Annotated in this window: 12 protein-coding genes; 3 read left to right on the top strand and 9 right to left on the bottom strand. The window is 64.2% G+C overall.

Annotated elements, in window-relative coordinates; all coding sequences use genetic code 11:
- On the bottom strand, nucleotides 1-7,055 hold a 7,055-nt coding region (locus tag M4J39_RS22660; protein WP_251730777.1), incomplete at its 3' end, for an MBG domain-containing protein.
- A 911-nt stretch (nucleotides 7,056-7,966) separates the two neighbouring features.
- Here M4J39_RS22660 and M4J39_RS22655 point away from each other — a divergent pair.
- The gene (locus tag M4J39_RS22655; RefSeq protein WP_251730776.1) at nucleotides 7,967-8,884 is read left to right on the top strand and encodes a LysR family transcriptional regulator; all 918 of its coding nucleotides are present in this window, start codon (nucleotides 7,967-7,969) and stop codon (nucleotides 8,882-8,884) included.
- Here the strand turns inward: M4J39_RS22655 and M4J39_RS22650 are convergent.
- The 8 genes from M4J39_RS22650 to M4J39_RS22615 form a co-directional block, all read right to left on the bottom strand.
- Nucleotides 8,841-10,127, bottom strand: a complete 1,287-nt coding sequence (locus M4J39_RS22650) for an MFS transporter (RefSeq protein ID WP_251730775.1) — start codon at nucleotides 10,125-10,127, stop codon at nucleotides 8,841-8,843. The two genes, M4J39_RS22655 and M4J39_RS22650, sit on opposite strands and share 44 nt — an antisense overlap.
- 423 nt (nucleotides 10,128-10,550) lie before the next feature.
- The gene (locus M4J39_RS22645; protein WP_251730774.1) at nucleotides 10,551-10,964 is read right to left on the bottom strand and encodes a four-helix bundle copper-binding protein; all 414 of its coding nucleotides are present in this window, start codon (nucleotides 10,962-10,964) and stop codon (nucleotides 10,551-10,553) included.
- 141 nt (nucleotides 10,965-11,105) lie between these two features.
- The gene (locus M4J39_RS22640) at nucleotides 11,106-12,458 is read right to left on the bottom strand and encodes a bacteriohemerythrin (protein ID WP_251730773.1); all 1,353 of its coding nucleotides are present in this window, start codon (nucleotides 12,456-12,458) and stop codon (nucleotides 11,106-11,108) included.
- An 82-nt stretch (nucleotides 12,459-12,540) separates the two neighbouring features.
- Entirely contained in the window at nucleotides 12,541-15,336 is a 2,796-nt protein-coding gene (locus M4J39_RS22635) for a cation-translocating P-type ATPase (RefSeq protein WP_251730772.1), read from the bottom strand.
- Between the two features lie 208 nt (nucleotides 15,337-15,544).
- A complete protein-coding gene (locus M4J39_RS22630) occupies nucleotides 15,545-17,239 on the bottom strand; it encodes a methyl-accepting chemotaxis protein (protein WP_251730771.1) in 1,695 nt (564 codons plus the stop codon).
- Between the two features lie 284 nt (nucleotides 17,240-17,523).
- Nucleotides 17,524-17,979: a DUF411 domain-containing protein gene (locus tag M4J39_RS22625; RefSeq protein ID WP_251730770.1), complete on the bottom strand. Its 456-nt coding sequence runs from the start codon at nucleotides 17,977-17,979 to the stop codon at nucleotides 17,524-17,526.
- Nucleotides 17,980-18,074: 95 nt separating this feature from the next.
- Complete coding sequence (locus M4J39_RS22620; RefSeq protein ID WP_251730769.1) at nucleotides 18,075-18,419, bottom strand: hypothetical protein; 345 nt, start codon at nucleotides 18,417-18,419, stop codon at nucleotides 18,075-18,077.
- A 67-nt stretch (nucleotides 18,420-18,486) separates the two neighbouring features.
- Nucleotides 18,487-19,104, bottom strand: coding sequence for a TetR-like C-terminal domain-containing protein (locus M4J39_RS22615; protein ID WP_251730768.1), 618 nt, complete (start codon nucleotides 19,102-19,104; stop codon nucleotides 18,487-18,489).
- A 185-nt stretch (nucleotides 19,105-19,289) separates the two neighbouring features.
- Between M4J39_RS22615 and M4J39_RS22610 the strand changes: the two genes are divergently transcribed.
- Nucleotides 19,290-20,894, top strand: a complete 1,605-nt coding sequence (locus M4J39_RS22610; RefSeq protein ID WP_251730767.1) for a penicillin-binding protein 2 — start codon at nucleotides 19,290-19,292, stop codon at nucleotides 20,892-20,894.
- Nucleotides 20,895-21,020: 126 nt separating this feature from the next.
- The gene (locus tag M4J39_RS22605; protein WP_251730766.1) at nucleotides 21,021-22,037 is read left to right on the top strand and encodes a 2-hydroxyacid dehydrogenase; all 1,017 of its coding nucleotides are present in this window, start codon (nucleotides 21,021-21,023) and stop codon (nucleotides 22,035-22,037) included.
- Nucleotides 22,038-22,296 lie beyond the last annotated feature (259 nt).

Below are 22,296 nucleotides of genomic sequence, written 5' to 3'. Positions count from 1 at the left end.
GTCAGGCCGTTCGACAGTGTCTGGTAGGTGATGGTGTAGTTCGACGCCGAGCCCGACGAGAACACCGCGTTCGACGCCGTGATGTCGTAGCTACCGACATTGGCGGTCGCCGCCGCGCCGGCGCTGGACAGCGTCACCGAGCTGATGGCGTCGCTGCCTTGCAGCGTGCCGAGTACCGAGTAGGCCGAAAGCGCTGCCAGCTGACCATAGGTCTTGGACACCGCTGCCGGCTTGATCACCAGCGTTAGCGCCGCCGGGTTGATGGTCAGGGCGCCGGCCACGTAGCTGATGTCGTAGTTGCCGGAGGTGAGGCCGGAGGCCGTGAGCGTGTAGCTGCCGGCGTTGACCGCCCCCTGGGCGTTACCGCCGTAGGTCAGCGTTCCGCCGAGCACCGACGCGGTCTCGCCATTGACCAGACCGGCGTAGGTCACGCCGTTGCCACCGGTGTAGGCGAGACCGTCATAGGTCTTGGACGCGCTGTTGGCGGTGACCGTCAGCGAGGCCTTGTTCACCGTCAGGGCTCCCGCGACATAGCTGATGTCGTAGTTGCCGGAGGTGAGGCCGGAGGCGGTGAGGGTGTAGCTGCCGGCGTTGGTCGCGCCCTGCGACGTGCCGCCGTAGGTCAGCGACCCGCCGAGTACCGTCGCCGTCTCGCCATTGACCAGACCGGCGTAGGTGACGCCATTGCCACCGCTGTAGGCGAGACCGTCGTAGGTCTTGGCGGCGCTGTTGGCGGTCACCGTCAGAGAAGCCTTGTTCACCGTCAGGGCTCCCGCGACATAGCTGATGTCGTAGTTGCCGGAGGTGAGACCGGAGGCGGTGAGCGTGTAGCTGCCAGCGTTGACCGCGCCCTGGGCGTTACCGCCGTAGGAGAGCGACCCGCCGAGCACCGACGCGGTCTCGCCGTTGACCAGGCCGGCGTAGGTCACGCCGTTGCCACCGCTGTAGGCGAGACCGTCGTAGGTCTTGGCGGCGCTGTTGGCGGTCACCGTCAGCGAGGCCTTGTTCACCGTCAGGGCGCCCGCGACATAGCTGATGTCGTAGTTGCCGGAGGTGAGGCCGGAGGCGGTGAGCGTGTAGCTGCCGGCATTGACCGCACCGTCGGCCGTGCCGCCGTAGGAGAGGGAGCCACCGAGCACCGACGCGGTCTCACCGTTGACCAGGCCGGCGTAGGTCACGCCGTTGCCGCCGCTGTAGGCGAGGCCGTCGTAGGTCTTGGCGGCGCTGTTGGCGGTGACCGTCAGCGCCGCCTTGTTCACCGTCAGGGCTCCCGCGACATAGCTGATGTCGTAGTTGCCTGAGGTGAGACCGGAGGCGGTGATGCTGTAGCTGCCGGCGTTGACCGCACCCTGGGCGGTGCCGCCATAGGTCAGCGACCCGCCAAGCACCGACGCGGTCTCGCCATTGACCAGACCGGCGTAGGTCACGCCGTTGCCACCGCTGTAGGCGAGGCCGTCGTAGGTCTTGGCGGCATTGGTCGCGGTGACCGTCAGCGAGGCCTTGCCGATGGTCAGCGATCCCGAGAGGGTGATGTCGTAACCGAACTGATCGGAATAGAGTCCGCCGATGTCATAGGTGCCGGCGTTTGTTGTGCTCGAAAGGTTACTACCGAGCGTACCGAGCAGTACCGCCGACGGGTTGGAGTAGCTGGCGGTATAGGCACCCGCGTAAGCCGCGCCGTCGTAGGTCTTGGAGACGTTGGTCGCAGTCACCGTGGTAGCGGTGAGGAAGGCGCGCAGCAGTGGTGCGGTATAGCCGTCGTAGATGCGCCAGACCGACGATGAGCCGCCGTTGGTGGCGAGGTCCCAGCCGGTGTAGGACGAGGCGTCCGTCATTTCGGCGCTGGTCAGGCCGGCGCCCTTGCCGGTGTCGGACTGGCCGGTGGACGTGCTGTCATAAAAGGAGCCGGTCACCGCGCCGGTGCCCGCGTTCCCGCCGACCAGCCCGCCGGTTAAGCTGCTGCCCGTCACGGCACCCGTCGCATAGGCGTCGGTAACTGCGCCATTGTTGTTCTGTCCGATCAGTCCGCCGACGTAGAAGTTGCCGGTGGCGCTGCCGGTCGCATAGGCGTTGGCGACCGTGCCGTTGTTCAGGCCGACGAGACCGCCCACATTGGATGAGCCGGCACCGCCGACGGCGCCGGTGGCAAAGGAGGTGCCGATGGTGCCGGCCGAGAAATTGCCGCCGACGAGGCCGCCCACATAGTTGGCACCCTTGACCGTTCCCGTCGCATAGGACGCGCTGATGACGCTGGCATTGCTGCCGACCAGTCCGCCGACGTAGACCGTACCGCTGACATTGCCGCTGGCATGGACGTTGGTGAGGGTGGACGACGAGGCGCTGACGCCGACGAGGCCGCCGATGTAGCCGCCGGACGTCGAGGTGACGTTGCCCTCCGCGTAGGAGTCGCGGATGGTGTTGCCCATGCCGTAGCCGACGAGCCCGCCTGCCTTGGTCGTCGCCTGGACGGCGCCGGTCGCATGGGAACCGTCGATCGTGCCGTAGTCGAGGCCCACCAGGCCGCCGACAGACGTCGTCCCGTTGACGTCGGCCGTCGCATAGGCGTTGGCAATGGTTCCGGCGTTCTGGCCGACCAGCGCGCCCACGTTGGTCTGGCCGGTAACGCTGCCGCCGACAAGCCCGACATCGCGGATCGCCGCGGTCGAAAGGGTGACGCCGAACAAGCCGACGTTGTCGGTCGTCGCGCGACTGATCGTCAGACCGGTGATCGTGTGGCCCTGGCCATTCAGCGTGCCGGAGAAAGCGATGGTAGTGCTGCCGATCGACGTGAATCCCGCGCCGGAGTTCCAGCTGGCGGTACCCGAGGCATCGATGTCATTGGCCAGCACGAAGTTCTTGAAGAGCAGGCTGGTCGAAGCCATGCCCTGCAGGCCGTAGACGTCGAACAACTGATAGGGGTCGGTCGACGCGCCGCTGCCCGCCAACGCGCGGATGAAGGTTGCACCCGACGAGACCCTGAAGTCCGCCGCGCTCAATGCGGGTTGTGCGTTGCCGACCTGGGTCCAGATACCGGAGGACAGTGTGAGCGAACCGACCGTCACATCTCCCAACGGGTAGACGCGACCTGCCGCCGCCAAGGTCAGGGAACCGGATGCTCCTGTCACGCTCTTCAGGCTGATATTGCCAACGCTCGACGAAAGCGAAAGCGTCGAGCTGTCGCTCCAGCTCGCAGACGACGCCAGAGTGAGGTTGCTACGGGCGTTCAAGCTGCGAACGCCGGTGATGCCAAAACTGCCGCCGACGCTCTGGAGGTAGAGCCCTCCCCCTGTGGAGATCACATTACCGTCGAGGGAATAGGGCGTCGAGCCAATGGCATAGAGATTGATGTCGAGACTTGCCGTCAGGCTCCCGCCGGCGACGGAAATTGTGCCGAGATCGCTGTCGCCAAAGGAACCGAGCGTGCCTTGAAGAAACGAAAGCGTATCGGACAGAGCGCTGCCCTGCGTCTGGATGACGAAATCGCCGCCCGTGAGGTTCAGGCCAGTCTGGCCCGCAGACGGCGTGACGTTGTCCGTGAAGGAAACGCCCTGCTCGGATGCATCGTCGAGATAGGTCAGAACGCCGGTGGCGCTCAGCGAGCCGCTGGGCGCGAGAATGTTGTAATAGCCGTTGGCGCCGGTCGAGATACTGCCGACATAGCTTCCGCCGGAAACCGCGCTCACCGTGACGCCCGCCAACGCGGTGGAACTGCTGCTGTAGGCAGTTCCGGAGACGACGACCGGTGTGCCGCCCGAATAGAAGCCTTTCAGATAGGCATAGCTCTTGCCGGCGACGATGGCCCAGTTGGGATCGAAACCCGACGGCAGGGCGGCCTGCAACTGGGTGGTTGTCTGCGGCGTGGTCGGGCCGGATGACGCCCCGGTGGTCAGGCTGTCGTAATAGACGTTGGTGAGCGTCGCCGCACTAAAATTATAACCGATGGCCCCGCCCACTTTAATCGCCGAGCCGGACAGATATCCGGCCGAATAGGCCTGTGTGAGCGGCACGTTGTTCTGTCCGACAAGACCGCCCCCCTCACCGCCGGAGGCGGTCACCGCGACATTGGCGTAGAGACGGGTGTTGAGATACCCGGCGACGGAGAGATCGTCAGCCTCGCCAAGCAGACCACCGACCTGCCAGCCGCCTGACACATGTCCAGTCGCGAACGAGTCGGTGACCTGGCCCGAGAATTGACCGCCGAGCGCGCCGACCATGTCTTTGCCGGTTATGTTGACGTTGGTAAGGCCGACGCGGGTAGCTGTCGCCCCGTAGGAATACCCGAACAGTCCGACACGGTCGGACGATGGGCGGTTGATGGTGAGGCCGCTGATGGTGTGATAGGCACCGTCGAAACTGCCGCTGAAGGAGCGGGCGAGAGTGCCGATCGGCATGAATCCGCTGTCGGCCCACATGTCGGAGGCGTTGCTGCCGGAGGTCGCCGAGGCGTCGATGTCGGTGGCGAGCGTATAGTCGGCGGAGAGGTCCAGCGCCATCAGCTGGAGCTGATGGGCGTTGGTGATGGTGGTGGAATACTCGCTGCGCAGGAACGGCCGGGTCTGGCCGTCGATCATGAACCAGATGCCGGAGTTGCCGAAACTGAATGCCGAATAGCTCGACGCCGTGCGGGCTTGGGCGGTCGTCAGGCCAACGGCAACATTGTAGGAGGCGGCATTGGTGTAGGACCCGATGCCGACAGACTGTCCGGTGGTGTCGATGTCGTAATAGGAGTCGAAGACTACGTTGTTGTTGGCCCCGACCAACCCGCCGACATTGCTCGTGCCGCTGACCGCGCCCGAGGCGTAGGTATACTGAATGTATCCACTGAGTTGATTGTAACCGACCAATCCGCCGACATTGCTCGTGCCGGACACATCTCCGATCGCATACGAGTTCCGGAGCGTAGCGCGGTTTATGCCGATCAGTCCGCCGACGTACTTCGTGCCGCTGACATTGCCGGAAGCGTAGGAGGTCTGAACCACGCCGGATACCGCGAATCCGATCAGCCCGCCGACCGAAGTGCCGCCGCTGACATTGGCCTCGGAATACGAAGCGAAGACGCCCCCGCCGTCCACAGCGCCGACCAGACCGCCGACATACCCCGAGGCGATGGTCGCGTCGCCCGTCACGGTGCCGGTGACGTAGTCGTTCATGAGCTGCGCAAAACTGAGGGCGCCGGCTATGCCACCGACCGTGCCCAGGCCGGTTATGTCGACATCGATGAGACCCAGATGCTGGACCCAGGTTGTGCTCGGACTGGTGGCCGAGGTGCCGACCCTCCCGAAGAGACCAACGTAGCTGGTCGTGGGGCGGTCGATGGTCAGGCCCGTGATGGTATGATCCTGACCGTTGAACGTGCCAGTGAACGCATTCGCGTTCCCGATCGGAACGAAGCCGGCGCCGAAATGCCAGCTCGCGGTGCCGCTCGCATCGATGTCGTTGGCAAGCGCCCAGTTCGCCGCCCGGTAGGTCGACGACGAGCCGACGCCTTGCAGGCCGTAGACGTCGGATATCAGATAGGGCGTGGCGCTGGTGCCGTCGCCGCCGGTGACGCGCAGGAAGGAGCCGCCCTGAATATCGAAATCCGTCGCCGAGAAGGTCGGCAGCGTGGCGGCGATCTGGCTGAAGGCGCCGGCGGTCTGGATGTAGCTGCCGACGGAAATGCCGGCGCTCGCGGAAATGGCGTTGCCCGCCGTCAGCGTCAGCCCGCCCGAGGTGGCGGTGATCGCCGCGTCGATGGCGATGTTGTTGTAGGCGTCGAGCGTCAGCCTGTTGCCGCTCGACCATGAGATCGCCGAGGCGATGGTGATGTCGCCGTTGCCGCCGGCGGTGACGACGCCAGTGCCGCTGGCCGTCGTGGAGGTGGTTTGCAGCGTCACCGATGTGGTGGCGAGGTTGGACGAGATGGTCGCTGCCGAGGCGGCATCCACCGTCAGATCCTCGGGGTCGACGAGCCAATTGCCGGTGGTGCCGCCGACCGCAGAGGTGTTTACCGAAATGCCGGTGAAGTCGACGCTGTGGCCCGATGTTTCCACCGTGCCGCCAGCGCCGCCGGTACCGCCCTGCGCCAGGAGGTCGCCGCTGTAGATGCCCTGACCCGAGGCGATGGCGATGATAGAACCGCCCGTCGTCCCTTCGCCTTCCGCTGAGGCGTCCACCGTGCCCGCAAGATCGACTGTGCCGCCGCTGACCACCACCTTGCCGCCATCGAGGTCGGCCGGCCGGGGGATCGGCAGTACCGTGACGGTGGGTGCGCGCGCGACGATGTGGGCGGTGCTTTTGACTTTGCCGCCGTTCTCCGCCGTCAGGAAGATCCGCCCGCCGGACGAGGACACGCCGGTCGCCTTGATGACCGACTCCGTGTTGCCGGCCAGCGCGTAGACGTTGCCGCCATTGGCGCGCATCTCGATCTCTGCGGCCTTGACCGTGCCGGAGTTGACGACCGCCGTGTCCGAGCCTCCGACCTTGACGGCGAACTTGCCGTTCTCGCCGGAGTTGTCGCTCATCAAGACGTCATAGCCGGCCGCCAGCGCCGCGGTGCCGTTGGGAGCATTGATGGTGCCGGCGTTCTCGACCCGGCGGGCGATCAGCGCCACATCGCCGTTGGCCGACGCAATCGTACCGTTATTGACGACGGAAGCGGTCGAGTTACCGGAAAACGTCGCCGACCCACCATCGAGATAATCCTGGTCGGTAATGTCGTGGGTCGAAGCGATGAACGACCCGCCAGTGGTCACCTTGCCACCGGGGCCGACAACGACGCCGGCCGGGTTCACCAGATACAGGGTGCCGGTCGCGGACAGCTGGCCGTCGATCTGGCTGGTGACGTTTCCGGTGACCCGCGACAGCGTCGAGCCGGAGCCGTTGTTGAACAGCACCGAGCCGCCGGCTCCGATGGAAAAGGTGTTCCAGTTGACGATCGCGGCGGAGGAGGTCTGGTTGATGACGAGGCTGTCGGGACTGGCGGCAACGGTTGCCGAACCAGCCACCACCTGAGCGCCGGTGGGCAAAACCGCGCCGGCCAAAACCTGGGCGGGCATGACCACGACCAATGTCACGACCGCCGTTGTCCGCATCAGAAGCCCATGGCGCGGCCTCGCTCCTCGATATGCGAGTGATGACGAGAGCTGACTCCTGACCGCGACGGGGGCAGCATGCAACGCCTTACGTCCCAACATGACGCCACTCCAAACTCAAAGCCGCCAACTCGCATCGCGACGCGGCTTTACCTCTGCCTCGCATGACTCCACCGTTCGCGGACGTCATGCGTCGACCACGTTTGTTGTCCTGCCCAAATGTCCTCACGGACGAAAAATTCTTCGTATCAAGCCCGGTCTCAAGAAAAACCAAGTTGTTATCTCAGACGAGCTTGGATCCGACAGAAAACCTCCAGTACAGACGGCCTAAGCTTGTGATGATTACCGCCTGGAACACCAACCCGTGCATGATCGCCTAGGCATTTTCCCCAATAGGCTTTGCGTCGTTCTACGGAACCTCAACTCGTCGGACAATCCCAGCGGAGAAAATAGAGATTATTTCGTATCTGAATAATGCAGACCTCAACCCGACGGTTACGGACCGATTGACGTGCAAAAAGACATTTGAATCAAATATTTGAAACCTTGGCACCCGCTGCGGAGCTCGACGAACGATGGCGCTCCCTCGCCCCAAAAAGTAACCATTTTGAAACGTAACGTCATTCACGGCCTATCACGGTCTCGGGCACGATCATCGCGGGCATCGCTAAATCTCCGCAGCGGCAAACAGGAGTTTGCATCGCGGACCCCAAATTGCGTGCCAGGAGCCGCGATTTTCCTTGCGGCATTGCCGTCTTCATGCCGAATCTGAATAGTCGTTGTGGTCGTCGAGGCTGAGACAACAGCAGATCGAGCGCGTCTGGCTCGAGTGATGGAAGCGGCGACCGAACGGGCATTTCTGGGAGAACGGGATGGATCTGCGCGATATTGACTTGAACATTCTCCACATATTCGAAGCGATCTACACCACCGGCAACATTACGCGGGCGGCACGGCAACTGGGCATGAACCAGCCGACGGTGAGCAACGCGCTAGGTCGCCTCAGGGAACAGTTCAATGACCCGCTGTTTCAGCGTGCCGACAAGGGCGTCGCCCCGACCCCGTTTGCAGAGAGCCTGATCGATCCGGTGAGACGGTCGCTCGCCATCCTCAGGGACGGTCTCTCGTTCAATCGCGATTTCGACGTGTCTCAGGCGGTCCGCACCTTTCGGCTCGCCCTCAACGACTTCACGGTTGTTTCGCTGATCCCGGGCCTGCTTGAGGACATCTCGAAACGGTCGACCGGGCTCAAGCTCTATGTTATGGGGCAGGAAGTCATGCCGCCGCTTGAGGCCTTGCTGGCCGGTGAAGCCGACATCGCCGTAGACAGCATCATGCGCGAAGTGCCCGGCGTCGATCTGATGCCGCTCCACGTTCCGTTGGCTGTCATCGTCGCCCGGCGCGGCCATCCGCAGATCCAGGGGACGATCAGCAAGCAGCAGTTTTGCGATGCGGCGCATATCGTCCTGAAACAGGACTCGCGTATGCGTGCCCATGCTGAAGCCGTCCTGCTCTCGCAAGGGATAACGCGGCGTGTGGTCTGCGAAGTCTCGAACTGCATCCAGATCCCGTCGCTGATTGCGTCAAGCGACCTGATCGCCATGCTCCCCGGCCCCTATGCCAGGACAGCCGCCCAGCATTACGATCTGCAGGTGTTGCCCCCGCCCTTTGAGACATCCGGCCATCGCATCCAGATCGCAACACTCGCCGAGAAGACGGCCGACCCGGGAATCGACTGGCTCCGCCAGCACCTCTACCGCGCCGCCCTCAACGCCGCGAGTTCGGAGAGCTGGCTGTCGCAGCCGGGGTAAGCGATGCTTCAGAACGGTTGGCGTCGAGCCGCCGGCCTGCGAACCAGTAGAGCGTACATGCAACAAGGCCGAAGGCCTGAAGCCCGAGGAGAGAGAAGCGAAGCGAGGCGCCATCGCCACTGCCGACGAGGGAACTCGCCCACCCGACGAGCGCCGGGCCGACCCCCATCCCGATGATCGTCGCCAGAGATAACAGCAGCGCCGATGCGAGAGGCCGCTGGCCCGGACTGACGGCGCCATGGATTAGCGAGATGGTCGGTGCATAGGTCGAAAGAAAGAAGGCGGCGGGCACCAGGAAGGCCGCAAGAAAGACGACGGGCTGGTCCGAGAGCAGAAACACTGCGGCAAAAGGTTTGGTCAACGCGAGGAGTACAGCCGGTCCCCACGCCAGCCAGGCCTGACGACGCAACGAAAGCCGCTGGATCACTCGGCTGCTAAGAAGCGTTCCGGAAATCGCCAACAGACTGGCTACCGTTATCAGAGCTGCGGTCTGCGTCGGGGAGAATCCGTGAACGCGCATCAGGAACGCCGGATACCAGACGACTGCCCCGGCGACGACGATCTGGTTGGTGGCCTCGGCAAGGGTCACCAGCCAAGCGGCAGGGGTGCCGAGAATGGTCCGCGCGACGTCGCGAAACCGCGATGGTTGCGGCAGCGAAGCGGTTTCGGCATCCTTCGTCTCTGGCAAGTAGGCGCGCGCCGGCTCGCGGGCCAGAAACAGAAACAAGCCCGGCAAGCTGCCGAGGACCCCGGCAACGATCATCGCTGACCGCCAGCCATAGGCTTGCCCGATCACGCCGCCGATGACCACCGCCAGCACCCCGCCGATCGACGGGCCGGTCATGAATCTGCCGAACGCCTTGAGGCGGTTTTGCTCGGCCGCTTGGTCGGAAAGAAGGGAGTGCGACCCCGGCAAGGCTCCGGCCTCGCTCAACGCCATGGCCGCGCGGGCACCCAGGAGCTGCCAGAAGCTGGTGGCAAGCCCGCAAGCGACGGTCATCGCCCCCCACAGCAGCGCCGACAGGGCCACCAGGTTGCGCCGGTTGCATCTCGCTGCCAGATAGCCGGCCGGGATCAAACCGACGGCATAGACCACCGAGAACGCCAGGCCGGACACCAGTCCCACTTCCAGATCGGTGAAGTTCAAGTCCAGCCGGATCGGCTCCAGCAGCAGGCTGAAGATCTGTCTATCGAGGTAACTTGAGGCGTAAACGGCAAGCAACAGCAGCGGCATGGCCCGCATGAACGAGATCCTTCAACAAGCTTGGTGCGCAGGCTCACATCAGAAGTCGCCGTGGCGCAAGCGCAAAATGGGCTAAGGTATGGCGTGAAGCTGCGGGATTGAGAACTTTGGCTCCCCTAGGATCCACTGCCCGGTAGGGTAAACGGTCGCCGGTTCGTCCATGTTCTCAGGCTTTCGGTGGACGTTTATCGGCCATGACACCAACTCGCCGTTTACAGCAGTTTTGTCTTCTGTCGTCACCGTCTGTTCCGCATAGGCACGGTTTACAGGCCAAGTATCTGGAAGGACTGGATATTCCGCCTGACTCTTAATCAGCGGGTCTACGGTTCGATCCCGTACGCGCCCACCACTTTTCCCCTTGCAGTTTGAAAGCCTGAAGAGACCGCCTCGGTGCGGGCGATCGGTTGCTGGACGCGTCTCCGGTTATTGCCGCGACAAGCCGATGCCACCGGCAGCGTCCACGCAGGCGTCTTCGCACTGTTGGCAGGCCTCCGCGCAAACGCGGCAGTGTTCGTGCATCGAGGCATGACGCTCGCATTCGGCGCGACAGGCTTGGCAGGCGTCGCGACAGGCAAGCAGGGCCGCCTTCAGGACGTCATCGTTCGAGCCGGTGTAACGCGAAGCGATGGCCGCCGTCGCGGCGCAGATGTCGGTGCAATCGAGATTGAGGCGAATGCACTGGCGCAGGTCGGCGACTTGCGCCTCGCCGAGGCAGGCATCGGCGCAGGAGGTGCAGGTCTGGGCGCAGTCCAGGCATTCCTCGATGGCGCGCAGCAGGCTGGTGTCGATCGGGCCGTTCAGGGCGGGGTGGGTGCGGATCATGGCTTCGGCGTGCATGGCGGTCTCCGGAGTGCAAGGGGTGTGACCCGTGCCGACGCGACGCCGACAGAGCTCGACCAGAACCGTTCCGCGGCGAAGTTGTTCCAAGCCTTCGTCAATTGGGGGGGCGGCCGATGGTCCGCTTGCGGCGAGCCGCCATCATTGCATGTGGCTCCGGTTCCTGCCGTTCTTCTTGGCGACGTACATGGAGTCGTCGGCCCGCTGGATGAGGTCCACGGCCATGTCGTCAGGCGAGAGAGCCGATACGCCGACGCTGATCGTGGTGCTCTTGTCGAGTTGGTCGATCCGTTTGTTCTCGGCGGCGATGCGAATTCGCTCGGCGATCGACAGGGCTTCAAGCCTGTCGGTCTCGACGAGGATGACGGCGAACTCCTCGCCGCCGTAGCGACAGGCGGCGTCCGTCGCCCTCAAGCCGTTCTTCAGGACGGTCGCCACGGCCCGCAGCACTTCGTCGCCGACAACGTGCCCGTAGCGGTCGTTGACCTCCTTGAAATGGTCGATATCGATGAACAGGAGCGAGAGGGGGCGGTCGTATCGCTGGGCGCGCTGGATTTCCAGGTCAAGCCGCTCGTCGAAGGCCCGCCTGTTCAGGAGGCCGGTCAGCGGGTCGGAGTTGACCAGCCGCTCGAGCTCTTTCGTCCTTTGCGCGACGAGCTGTTCCAGCGTCGTGGTCGTTTCCTTCATCGCGGTGATATCTGTATCGGCTCCGATGAGGCCGACGAACCTGTCCTCGTCGAGCCGTGGCATGACTTTTTCGAGGACCCATTTCAGATGGCCGCCCTTGGCGCGGATCCGGTACTCGATCGTGCCGGCGTCGTGCTTGCGCAACCTCTCGTCCAGAAAGGCGCGGTAGCGCTCCCGGTCGTCGGGGGGCAGGAACAGGCTCCAGTCCGCGGCCTTCATGTCGGCTTCGGAGAGGCCCATGAACTCGGACCACTCCCTGTTGACGAACTCGCGCGCGCCGGAAGCGCCGGCAAACCACAGCATCGTCGGCGCCTGCTCGGCCAACTGGCGGAAGCGGCGCTCGGACTCGTTGAGCGCCGCGATCAGGATCTCCTGGACCGACAGGGAGGGGGCGTTCTCGTCGGCGCGTTCCGGCAGCGCGTGAACCATCCGGTGGTCGAGCTTCAGGATGTGGCCGACGAGCCAGTTGACGAGAAAGTTGAGGATCTCGTTCACCGCCTCGGCCTGTTCGAGATCGGCTTTCGCCGCGATTTCCTGCACGCGATTGTAGAAGGCGCGGTGCGCGCAGATATGCTGATGTCGTTTGGACTCGCCGAGCGACGAGCGACACATCAGCTTCTCTTCGTCGCAGAAGTGCGTGTTGGCATAGTCTATCAGTTCGGCCAGCAGGGCCTGGACTTCCGGCAGGGAACCCTGGCCCGAGACCGCATCGGCGATGTCGTTCGTCAGCTCGAACAGTCGCTTGTGCTGGCCGTCGATCTGAACGTTTCCGGTCTCCAGATGCGTGTTCCAGTAGAAGAGTGCCATGCGTCACATTCCGGCCTGCTTGCCTTCGGTTGTCGTCCATCGACAGTTATCACGAGGAAGACGATGGCTTTCCATTTAGCCTTTAGGCGTTTCCCGGCCAGAAACGTCCGATCAGCTTGCTGGCCTCGCGCAACCACAGCACCGAACTCGCCACGGCGGCGCAGAGCAGCCAGTCGGTCGCATTCAGACTGGTCGTCGAGAAGGCCTGTTGCAGGAACGGCGTGTAGATGACGGCGGCGTGCAGGACGAGGGACAGGCCCACGGCCGCCCAAAGCCAACGGTTCTCGAACATGCGCCGGAAGGCGCTCGCATGGTCGGAGCGGGCGTTGAAGACGTTGAACAGCTGGAACAGCGTCAGCGTCGTGAAAGCCATGGTCTGGGCATAGCCGATGGTGCCGCTGCCTTCGATGAACCCGCCGGGAAGCGAGGCGTCGAGCACCGCGAGCGTGCCGACCGCCATCACCAGACCGACGAACAGGATGCCCGCCCACATGGCCGGCGTAATGACGCGCTCTCCCCGTGGGCGCGGCGGTTGCCGCATGACGCGGTCATCCGCCGGGTCGACGCCGAGCGCCAGCGCCGGCGCGCCGTCGGTGACGAGGTTGATCCAGAGAATCTGCGTGGCGAGGAGCGGCAGGACGAAGCCGCCGCCGCCCGCCGCCATCAGGCCGATGGCATCGGCCAGCAGCACGCCGAAGAACATCGTCATGACCTCGCCGATGTTCGACGACAGGAGATAGCGCAGGAACTTGCGGATGTTGGCGTAGATGGCGCGGCCTTCTTCGACCGCCGCGACGATGGAGGCGAAGTTGTCGTCGGCGAGCACGATGTCGGCCGATTGCTTGGAGACGTCGGTGCCCGTGATGCCCATGGCGATGCCGATGTCGGCGGACTTGAGGGCAGGAGCGTCGTTGACGCCGTCGCCGGTCATGGCAACCGTCTTGCGGTGGCGTTGCAGCGCTCTGACGATGCGCAGCTTGTGCTCGGGACTGACGCGCGCGAACACCGACACGTCCCGCACGGTCTCGCCGAGCGCATCCTCGGTCATCGCCTCCAGTTCGGTGCCGGTGACGGCGCGGCCGTCGGACAGGCCGAGCTCGGCGGCGATGACCGAGGCGGTGGCCGGGTGGTCGCCGGTGATCATGATGGGACGGATGCCCGCCGCCTTTGCCTTGGAGATCGCGGTCTTGGCTTCCTCGCGCGGCGGGTCGATCATGCCGACGAGGCCGAGGAAGACGAGGTCGCGCTCGACGCTGTCGTCGAAGGCCTCCGTCGACGCATCGTCGCGGTCCAGTGTCCGGAAGGCCAGGCCGAGCGTCCTGAGCGCTTCTCCGGCCAGGCTGTCGTTGAGAGCGGCGATCTCGTCGCGGCGAGCGTCGGACAGCGGCCGCGCCTCCTCGCCGACCAACTCGTGCGAGCAGCGTGCGAGCAAGACGTCCGGGGCCCCCTTGGTGAGTATTCGGAGGTGCCCCGGCTTGTCGCTGTCGGTGTGGACCGTGCTCATCAGCTTGCGTTCGGATGAGAAGGGCACCTCGCCGACACGGTCGAAGCGGGCGTCGAGCGCCCCCTGTTCAAGCCGCGCCTTGCGGGCGGCGACGATCAGCGCGCCTTCGGTGGGATCGCCCTGGACCGACCAGTGACCGTCCTTCTCCACCAGGGTTGCGTTGTTGGCGCGGTCGGCGACCGTGAGGGCGCGCAAGGTTTCCGCGAGACGGTCGCCGCCGGGGGCGTCGTCCTCGCCGCCGAGCTCCCCTTCCGGGGCGTAGCCGGTGCCGGAGAAGGTCGTCCGTCCGCTGGCGGTGGCGACTACACGCACCGTCATCTCGTTTCGCGTGAGGGTGCCCGTCTTGTCAGAGGCGACGACGTTGGCCGAGCCCAGCGTTTCGACGGCGGCGAGGTGGCGGACGATGGCGTTGCGCTGCGCCATCCGCTGGACGCCGATGGAGAGAACCGCCGTTACGATGGCCGGCAGGCCTTCGGGGATGGCGGCCACCGCCAGCGCCACGCCGAGGATCAGCACGTCGAAGATCGCCGAGAGGCCATGCACGTCTTCGACCAGCAGGATGGTGGTGATCATGACCACGGCGATCACCACGACGACGGCGCCGAGAAGCCGGCCGACCTTGTCGAGTTCCCGTTGCAGCGGTGTGGTTTCCTCCGGCGTATCCTCCAGCATGCCGGCGATGCGGCCGATCTCGGTGTGCATGCCGGTCGCCACCACCACGGCGCGGCCGCGCCCGTAGGTTGCCGCCGTGCCGGAGAAGATCATGTTGGAGCGGTCGCCGAGGGGCACATCCGAGGCTATCGGCGCTGTGGTCTTCGCCACCGGCAGGCTTTCGCCGGTGAGCGGGGCCTCGGCCATCTGCAGCGAGACGGCCTCGATCAGTCGCGCGTCGGCCGGCACGGTGTCGCCTTCCTCGATGAGGATGATGTCGCCGGGGACGATCTCGGTCGCCAGCACGCTCTGCCGCGTACCGTCGCGCAGGACGTTGGCATGCGCCGCCGACATCTGCTGCAGGGCGGCGACGGCCTGCTCGGCGCGGGCCTCCTGAATATACCCCATGACCGCGTTGAGGATGACGATGGCGAAGATGGCCATGGCCTCGAAGGGCATGCCGGAGTCGCGCTCGACAAACCAGAGTCCGGCGGAAACCAGCGCGGCCACGAGCAGCAGGACGACCAGAACGTTGGCAAATTGCGCCAGGAACTTCTTCCACGCGGGCGGCGGGCTTTCCGAGGTCAGCGCGTTGGGGCCGACCTCGGCGTGTCGTTTCTGGGCCTCAATCTGGGACAGGCCGGTTCGCGCGTCGGTTTCGAACGAGATGACGACTTCGTCGGTCGTCTGCTTGTGGGCCGCCGCCGCTTCGGTTCGTGACATCGTACTGTCCATTCCAAGGTTCCGATCTGGGTCCGTGACGCGTCCCCGTCGCGGGGCATGCAACCTTAACGGATATGGACGGCAAAAGTTGCGGTTTCCAGGGTTGCCAGGAGAGGCAGGCCATGTCGGCAACGAAAAGCCCCCCGCGCCATTGGCGCGAGGGGCGATCATTCCGGTTACTTCGGGAGGCTTTGAGCGTTGGGGACGCTCAGGCGGCCTTCAGGTTGCTGATGAAGGCCTCGACCTCGCGGCGCAGCGTCGCCGAGTTGCCGTTCATGGCATCCGACAGCCCCATCAGTTGCGTGGCGGCGGCGCCGGTCATCTCGGCGGCGGTGCCGACGCCGGAGATGTTCTGGTTGACGGCCGCCGTGCCCTGCGCGGCACGCTGGGTGTTCTGGGCGATCTCGCTGGTCGCCGCTCCCTGCTGCTCGACGGCGCCGGCAATCGCCTCGGAAGCGTGCTGGATGGTGTCGATGGTCTTGACGATCCTGGAGATCGACTCGACGGCGACGCCGGTGGCGGACTGGATCTCGGTGATCTTGTTGTTGATCTCGCTGGTCGCCTTGGCGGTCTGGTCGGCGAGCTGCTTGACCTCGGCGGCGACGACGGCGAAGCCCTTGCCGGCCTCACCGGCCCGCGCCGCCTCAATGGTGGCATTGAGCGCCAGAAGATTGGTCTGGGCGGCGATGTTGCTGATCAGTTCGACCACCGTGCCGATCTGCTGGGCCGAGACCGACAGCGACTGGACGTTCTTGCTGGAGGTGGCCGCTTCGGCCGCCGCTTCCTTGGCGATCTTCGACGAGTTGGTCACCTGCTGCGAGATCTCGCCGACCGACGCGGACAGCTCCTCGGTGCCGGCGGCGACCGTCTGGACGTTGGTCGAGGCTTCTTCCGAGGCCCCGGCGACCGACTGGGCCTGCCGGGCCGTTTCCTCGGCGGTAGCCGAGAGGTTCCTGGCGGCATCGGCGACCTCGGTCGAGGACCCGGCGAAGGATTCGGAGAGTTGTTCCATGCGAGCGGCGAACTCGTTGGTCAGATCGGAGCGGCGCTTGAGTTCCGCCGCCTCGGCTGCCTTGACCGCCTCGGCGGCTTGGCGGGCATCCTCGGCCAGCTTGAGGCTGGAGCGGAACTCTTCCAGGCTGCTGGCGATCCGCCCGATCTCTTCCTTGCGATCCCGGTTGGCGATCGTCACGCCATAGTCTCCGTCCTGCATGGCACGCATCTGCTGGAGCAGGACCGACAGCGGTTGCGTGACCGACCGACGCATGCCGACGATGGCGACGCCACCAATCGCAAGGGTCGCCAGGAGAATGCCGGCTATGGTGACCCAGATCGTCTGCGTCACCGTTGCGCGATTGTCGTCGATCTGCAGTCCGACGTTTTTCAGGACCTGTTCGTTGAAGACCACCATGGCTTGCTGGATGTTGTTGATCGCCGGCTGACAGTCGCTGATGAGAAGCTGGAGGGCCTTGGCGTTCTGAGCGACATCGGTGCTGGTCGAGAGCTGCGCCACTTCGGAACAGACGCCGGCGAGCACTGCCTTGGCCTGATCCGCAAAGTTCGCGATCTCGCTCGCATGTGCGGGCAGGCGCTCGGCCGCCTTGGCGAAGTTGGCTTGCGCTTCGGCAAAGGCCTTGTCACGCGCGGCCGTGGCTTCGGCGTTATCCCGTTCCGTCGTGGCTGCGGCATTCTTGAACAGCGAGGCCACGACATCGGACAGGTTGCGGTTGGCGCGCGCCATCAGGAACGGAGCCTGGGCGTTGTTTTTCAGCAAGTTCTCATAGCTGCTGCTCACTGCGTTGGTCTGCCAACCGAAGTAGGCAGCGCCCGTGATGGCGACGAGACCGATGGTGCTGGCGACGAGGACAACCTTCGAAAGCAGTGACAGATTCCTGAGTGACATTTGGGACGAGGCTCCGGGGGAATACGTACTGCCATGAAGCCTGCCAACACTTAACAGGGAGATAAGGTCGAGCCTTTGGAATCAAACGTTTAGACGGTCTCTGAGGCTCTCGATTTTCGACGTGAACGAGCTGTTTCGTTACCTGATGAAAGTGCTAATGCCTTTCAATCTCAGTTGTTGCCGCCTCGTGAGTTTGCAGCTCTGGGAAGCCCTCGAGGGCGTGCTTCGAGGTGGTGACAGGGCGAGGTGACGACCGGCGGATGCCGCCGGCCGCCTTGCGTTCGTCAGCCTCGGTCGGGCTCGACGGTGGCGAAGACGCGGGTCGAGCCGTCCTTGCCGATCAACAGCACGTCGAACGGCTCGGCGTCGGCGTCCGAACCCATGCCGGGCGAGCCGAGCGGCATGCCGGGCGCGGCGAGGCCGACGGCGTCCGGTTTCTCGGTAAGCAGTCGGTCGACAAGCGCTGCCGGCACGTGCCCCTCGATGGCGTAACCCTCGACCATGGCGGTGTGGCAGGAGGCGGCATCCTCGGGAATGCCGATTTCCGTCTTGCGGGCCGTGATGGCGTCGTAGTCGAGTTCCGTGGCGGCCACCGCGTAGCCGGCCGCCTGCATGTGGCTGATCCACTCGTGGCAGCACATGCAGCCTTCGTTGAGGATGACGTCGACCTTCTGACCGGCGGCGCCGGCAAGCGAGGTGGACGCGACGAGGGCGAGAATCGCGAGAACTTGAGATTTCATGGTGTTTGCCTGTGATGATGTCCGTCCAGACGCGACGCTCCAGAAGCGTTAGGCGCTGGCGGAACCGATCGAAGATGTTGGATGGATGCTGTCGCTCAGGCGCGCGGCGGTTCCAGAAGCGGTGGCGGCGTCCGCCCCGTGAGGCCGATGGCGAGGAGGGGTTTCTCGGAGGCACGGTCCGCGACGAAGGCAAGGGCCGGCTCGATCGGCAACAGGGCGGGAGCGGCCATGAAACAACCGATGCCTGCGCAGTCGCCGGCAAGGTTCGTTTTCTCTATGGGCTTACCGGACGTCGTTTCGCAGCACTCATGGGCGAAGCTCGTCGCCGCCATCATGGCAACGTGACCCACGCCAGCCGGAATCGCTGCGCTCTGGCCGGCCAGAAGACCAAGCAGGGCAGCGACAGCGACAACGAAGCGAAGGCCGGCGAGAAAGCGCATGGCTTCAGTTTCACATCGATCCTGGTCCAGCCACAAGCGTTGTTTTGCTGATGGCAAACCGTCCCATTCACGGATCGGATGGAAACTCGACCAGCTCCCCTATGGAGGGCTGCGCCTGGTTCTCCGTCAGCTCCGAAGCGTGGGACGTGACCAACTCGACAAGTTTTTCCTGGAACGGTTTGGAGATGGTCTGGCGAATGAAGAGAATGCGGTAGATCACTGGCGCCACGAGCAGGTTCATCAGCCAGTCCGGCGTCGGCGCCGGTTCACCGCGGGCGATGGCCCGCCGACACAGAACGTCGAGATTGGCATAGGCGTATCCTGCCGTCTTTCGAGCCAGGACGACGTTGGCGACGCGCTCTTCCAGGAGAACCAGCCCCGGTCCGGACGAGACGTCGTCGATGAACTGCTCCAGCCACGTCGACAGGTCCGATTTGAACGTTCCCGTATCCGGAACCGCCGGATCTGCCAGGAAGCGCTGCTCGGCAACGGCCGCCAGGAGATCGGTAAGGTTGCCCCACCGACGGTAGATTGTGGATGGTGGCAAATTTGCCCTTCCCGCGATCTGCGCGATGGTGATTTCCTTGTCGGGGTTTTCAGCCTTCAACGCGTTGACGGCAGCATGAACGGCCTTCTGTATCCGTTCGCTACGCCCGCCGGGCCTGATGAGGACGCGTTCCGCCATTTAACAATCCGTTAATCGTACTAATGCTACTGGAATTGCATTAGCGATAGACCTCATCGTCTTGCGTTTCCTCGACCTCATGGGCCGGGGAGGGTTCCGAAGTTCCAAACAGTATGCGATTCCCGTTGCTCTCTGCCACGTTTCGGCCTGGAAATTCGCGCGACGCGCTCTCCAGAAGCCGACTGATGATTGTTTGCGTGTTGTTTACCGGCGTCTACTTGATGATCTGCGGCAAGCTCGCGCTCATCGGTCTGCAGGCCTCGCCCGAAGAGGAAGTGTCCACGCTCGACCGGACCGTCGCCCGGCCGGATATCGTCGACCGGAACGGTGCGATACTTGCGACCGATCTTCCGGTGCTCTCGCTGTTCGCCGAGCCGAGAAAGGTGGTCGACGCCGATGAAGCCTCGGAGGCCCTGGCGGGGGTTCTGGGCAACATGACGAGGGAGGAAATCTACAAGCGGCTGAAGAGCAGGGCGTCGTTCGTATGGCTGAAACGCGGCCTTACTCCAGATCAGGCCAACGAGATCAAGCGGCTCGGCATTCCGGCGATCGGCTTTCGCGGCGAAGTGAGGCGCTTTTATCCGCAGGGCAGGGAAACCTCTCACGTCATTGGACTGACCGATATCGACAACGGCGGCATTTCCGGTTTTGAGAGGTGGCTCGATCAGTCCAGTTTCGGCGCGCTCCGCAAATCCGGCCTGATGAATGGAGCTCAGATCAAAGCCAGCCAGCTGACGATCGATGCTCGGGTGCAGCATGCTGTGCACGAGGTGCTCGACAAGGCCATGGAGCAATACCATCCGGCCGCCGCCGGCGCTGTCATCCTGAATGCCAAGACGGGCGAAGTGATCTCGCTCGTTTCCTTGCCCGACTTCGATCCTGCCACTCCGTCCGAGGCTGCCGAGAAGGACCGGCTTAATCGGGTTTCCGGTGGCGTGTTCGAAATGGGTTCTACCATCAAGACCTTCACCACGGCCATGGCGCTGGAGTTGGGCAATGCCAAGCTCACGACGATTTACGACGCCAGTCATCCCCTGGTTGTCGGCTCGCAAGTCATCCACGACTCGCACAGCAAGGGAAAGCCGCTGTCCCTGGTCGACGTGTTCCTGCAGTCCTCGAACATCGGATCGGCCCGCGAGGCCATTGCCGTCGGGATGGAGAACCACAAGGCGTTTCTCGAGCGAGCCGGCCTTCTCAGCAAGGTGGCCTTCGAGCTGCCGGAGGTCGCCACGCCGGTATCTCCGCGCGTCTGGCGGCAGGTCAACTCGCTGACCAGCGCCTTCGGGCATGGTTTCGCCACGACGCCGTTGCAGACGGCGGTGGGCATAGCAGCCATCATGAACCATGGCCGACTGGTGCCACCAACGCTTCTGCCGCGCAGTGAAGAGGAGGCGCGTGCGCTCGCCGTTCAGATGGTCTCGGAAAAGACCAGCGAAGACATGCGCTATCTCTTCCGTCTCAATGCCGTCAAAGGGTCGGGGCGCAAGGCGAATGTCGCCGGCTTCCGCGTGGGTGGAAAGACGGGGACGGCCGAAAAGGTCATCGACGGTCGCTACTCGCACAACAACAACTTCAACGCCTTCGCGGCAGCCTTCCCGATGGAGGACCCGGCTTTCGTTCTTCTGGTCTTTATCGACGACCCACGGCCCGAATTTCCCGGGGCCGGCATTACATCGGCTGCCAATGCGGTTCCTATTGCCGCGGCCATCATCGAGAGATCTGCGCTTCTGCTCGACGTTCTGCCGGTCTTCGATGATCCAGAGGATACTGCCTTCGCTTCTCCCGACTGAAGCCGGTCGGCGGGCCCGTCCCTTTCGTCGCCGATCTCGTCGTGTCCAATCGTTGGCCCGCGATCCCTCTTTTCTTGTGGCCTGCGCCTGCTAGGTTCGTTCCGGACCACCGACCCGGAGAGCCCGATGCGCGTTGCCGTTTTCAGCACCAAACCCTACGACCGCACCTTCCTGAGCCGAGCCGCCGCCGGTTACGGCCACGACCTCACCTTCTTCGAGCCGCGGCTCGACCGGACGACGGCGCGACTCGCCGAAGGGTTTCCTGCCGTTTGCGCGTTCGTCAACGACACTCTCGACGCCGAGGTGATCGCGGCGCTGGCCTCGGGCGGTACGCGCATCGTGGCGCTCAGGGCGGCCGGCTTCAACAACGTCGCCCTCGACGCGGCGGAGGAAAAGGGCGTCACGGTGCTGCGCGTGCCGGCCTATTCGCCGCACGCGGTCGCCGAGTTCTCGGTCGGCTTGCTGCTGGCGCTCGATCGCCGCATCCACCGGGCCTGGGCACGGGTGAGGGAAAACAACTTCGCGCTCGAAGGCCTGCTCGGCCACGATCTGCACGGCCGTACGGTGGGCATCGTCGGCACCGGCCGCATCGGCGCGTTGGTGGCGCGCACCTACCGCCTCGGCTTCGGCTGCGAGGTGGTGGCCCACGACCGCTACGAGGTGGACGATCTCAAGGCGATCGGCGTCACCTATGTCGGGCGTGAGGAGCTGATGGAGCGATCGGACATCATCAGCCTGCATTGTCCGCTGACGCCCGAGACGCACTATCTGATCGACGAGGCGGCGATCGCCCGCGCCAAGCACGGCTTCGTGCTGATCAACACGTCGCGCGGCGCGCTGATCAACGCCGAGGCGGTGATCGGCGGCCTGAAGAGCGGCCGGCTCGGCGGTGTCGCTCTGGACGTCTACGAGCAGGAGGCCGACCTGTTCTTCGAGGATCTCTCCAGCGAGATCATTCAGGACGACGTGTTCCAGCGCCTGCTGACTTTCCCCAACGTGCTGATCACCGGCCATCAGGCCTTCTTCACCGAAGAAGCGCTGCTCGCCATCGCCAAGACGACGATGGGCAACATTGCCGACGAGGAAGCCGGCAAGGTGTCGCCCAATCGGGTGCTCAGCGAGAAGGTGGCCGGGAAGGGCTGAGGGGACGCGGGAGAATGAAGGCCTGTGGCCTTAACCCCTCTCTCCAACTCTCCCCCACAAGGGGGGAGAGAGCTCGTCGAGCCGAAAGGTGCAATCTTTCAAAGAAATAGGTTCTGACTAGAACCAAGCCGCGCCCTCTCCCCCCTTGTGGGGGAGAGTTGGAGAGAGCGACTGTCTTGTCGGTCAAGCGTTTTGTTCGCGCCATGGTTGATTGTCCCGGATGAGGGCGTTGAGGATGGTGATGAGTTTTCTGGCGACG

The organism is Pleomorphomonas sp. NRK KF1, from assembly GCF_023721755.1.
Classification (GTDB): Bacteria; Pseudomonadota; Alphaproteobacteria; order Rhizobiales; family Pleomorphomonadaceae; genus Pleomorphomonas.
Note: the sequence above shows the minus strand (reverse complement) of the source record. Positions and strands in the feature narration are given on the sequence as shown.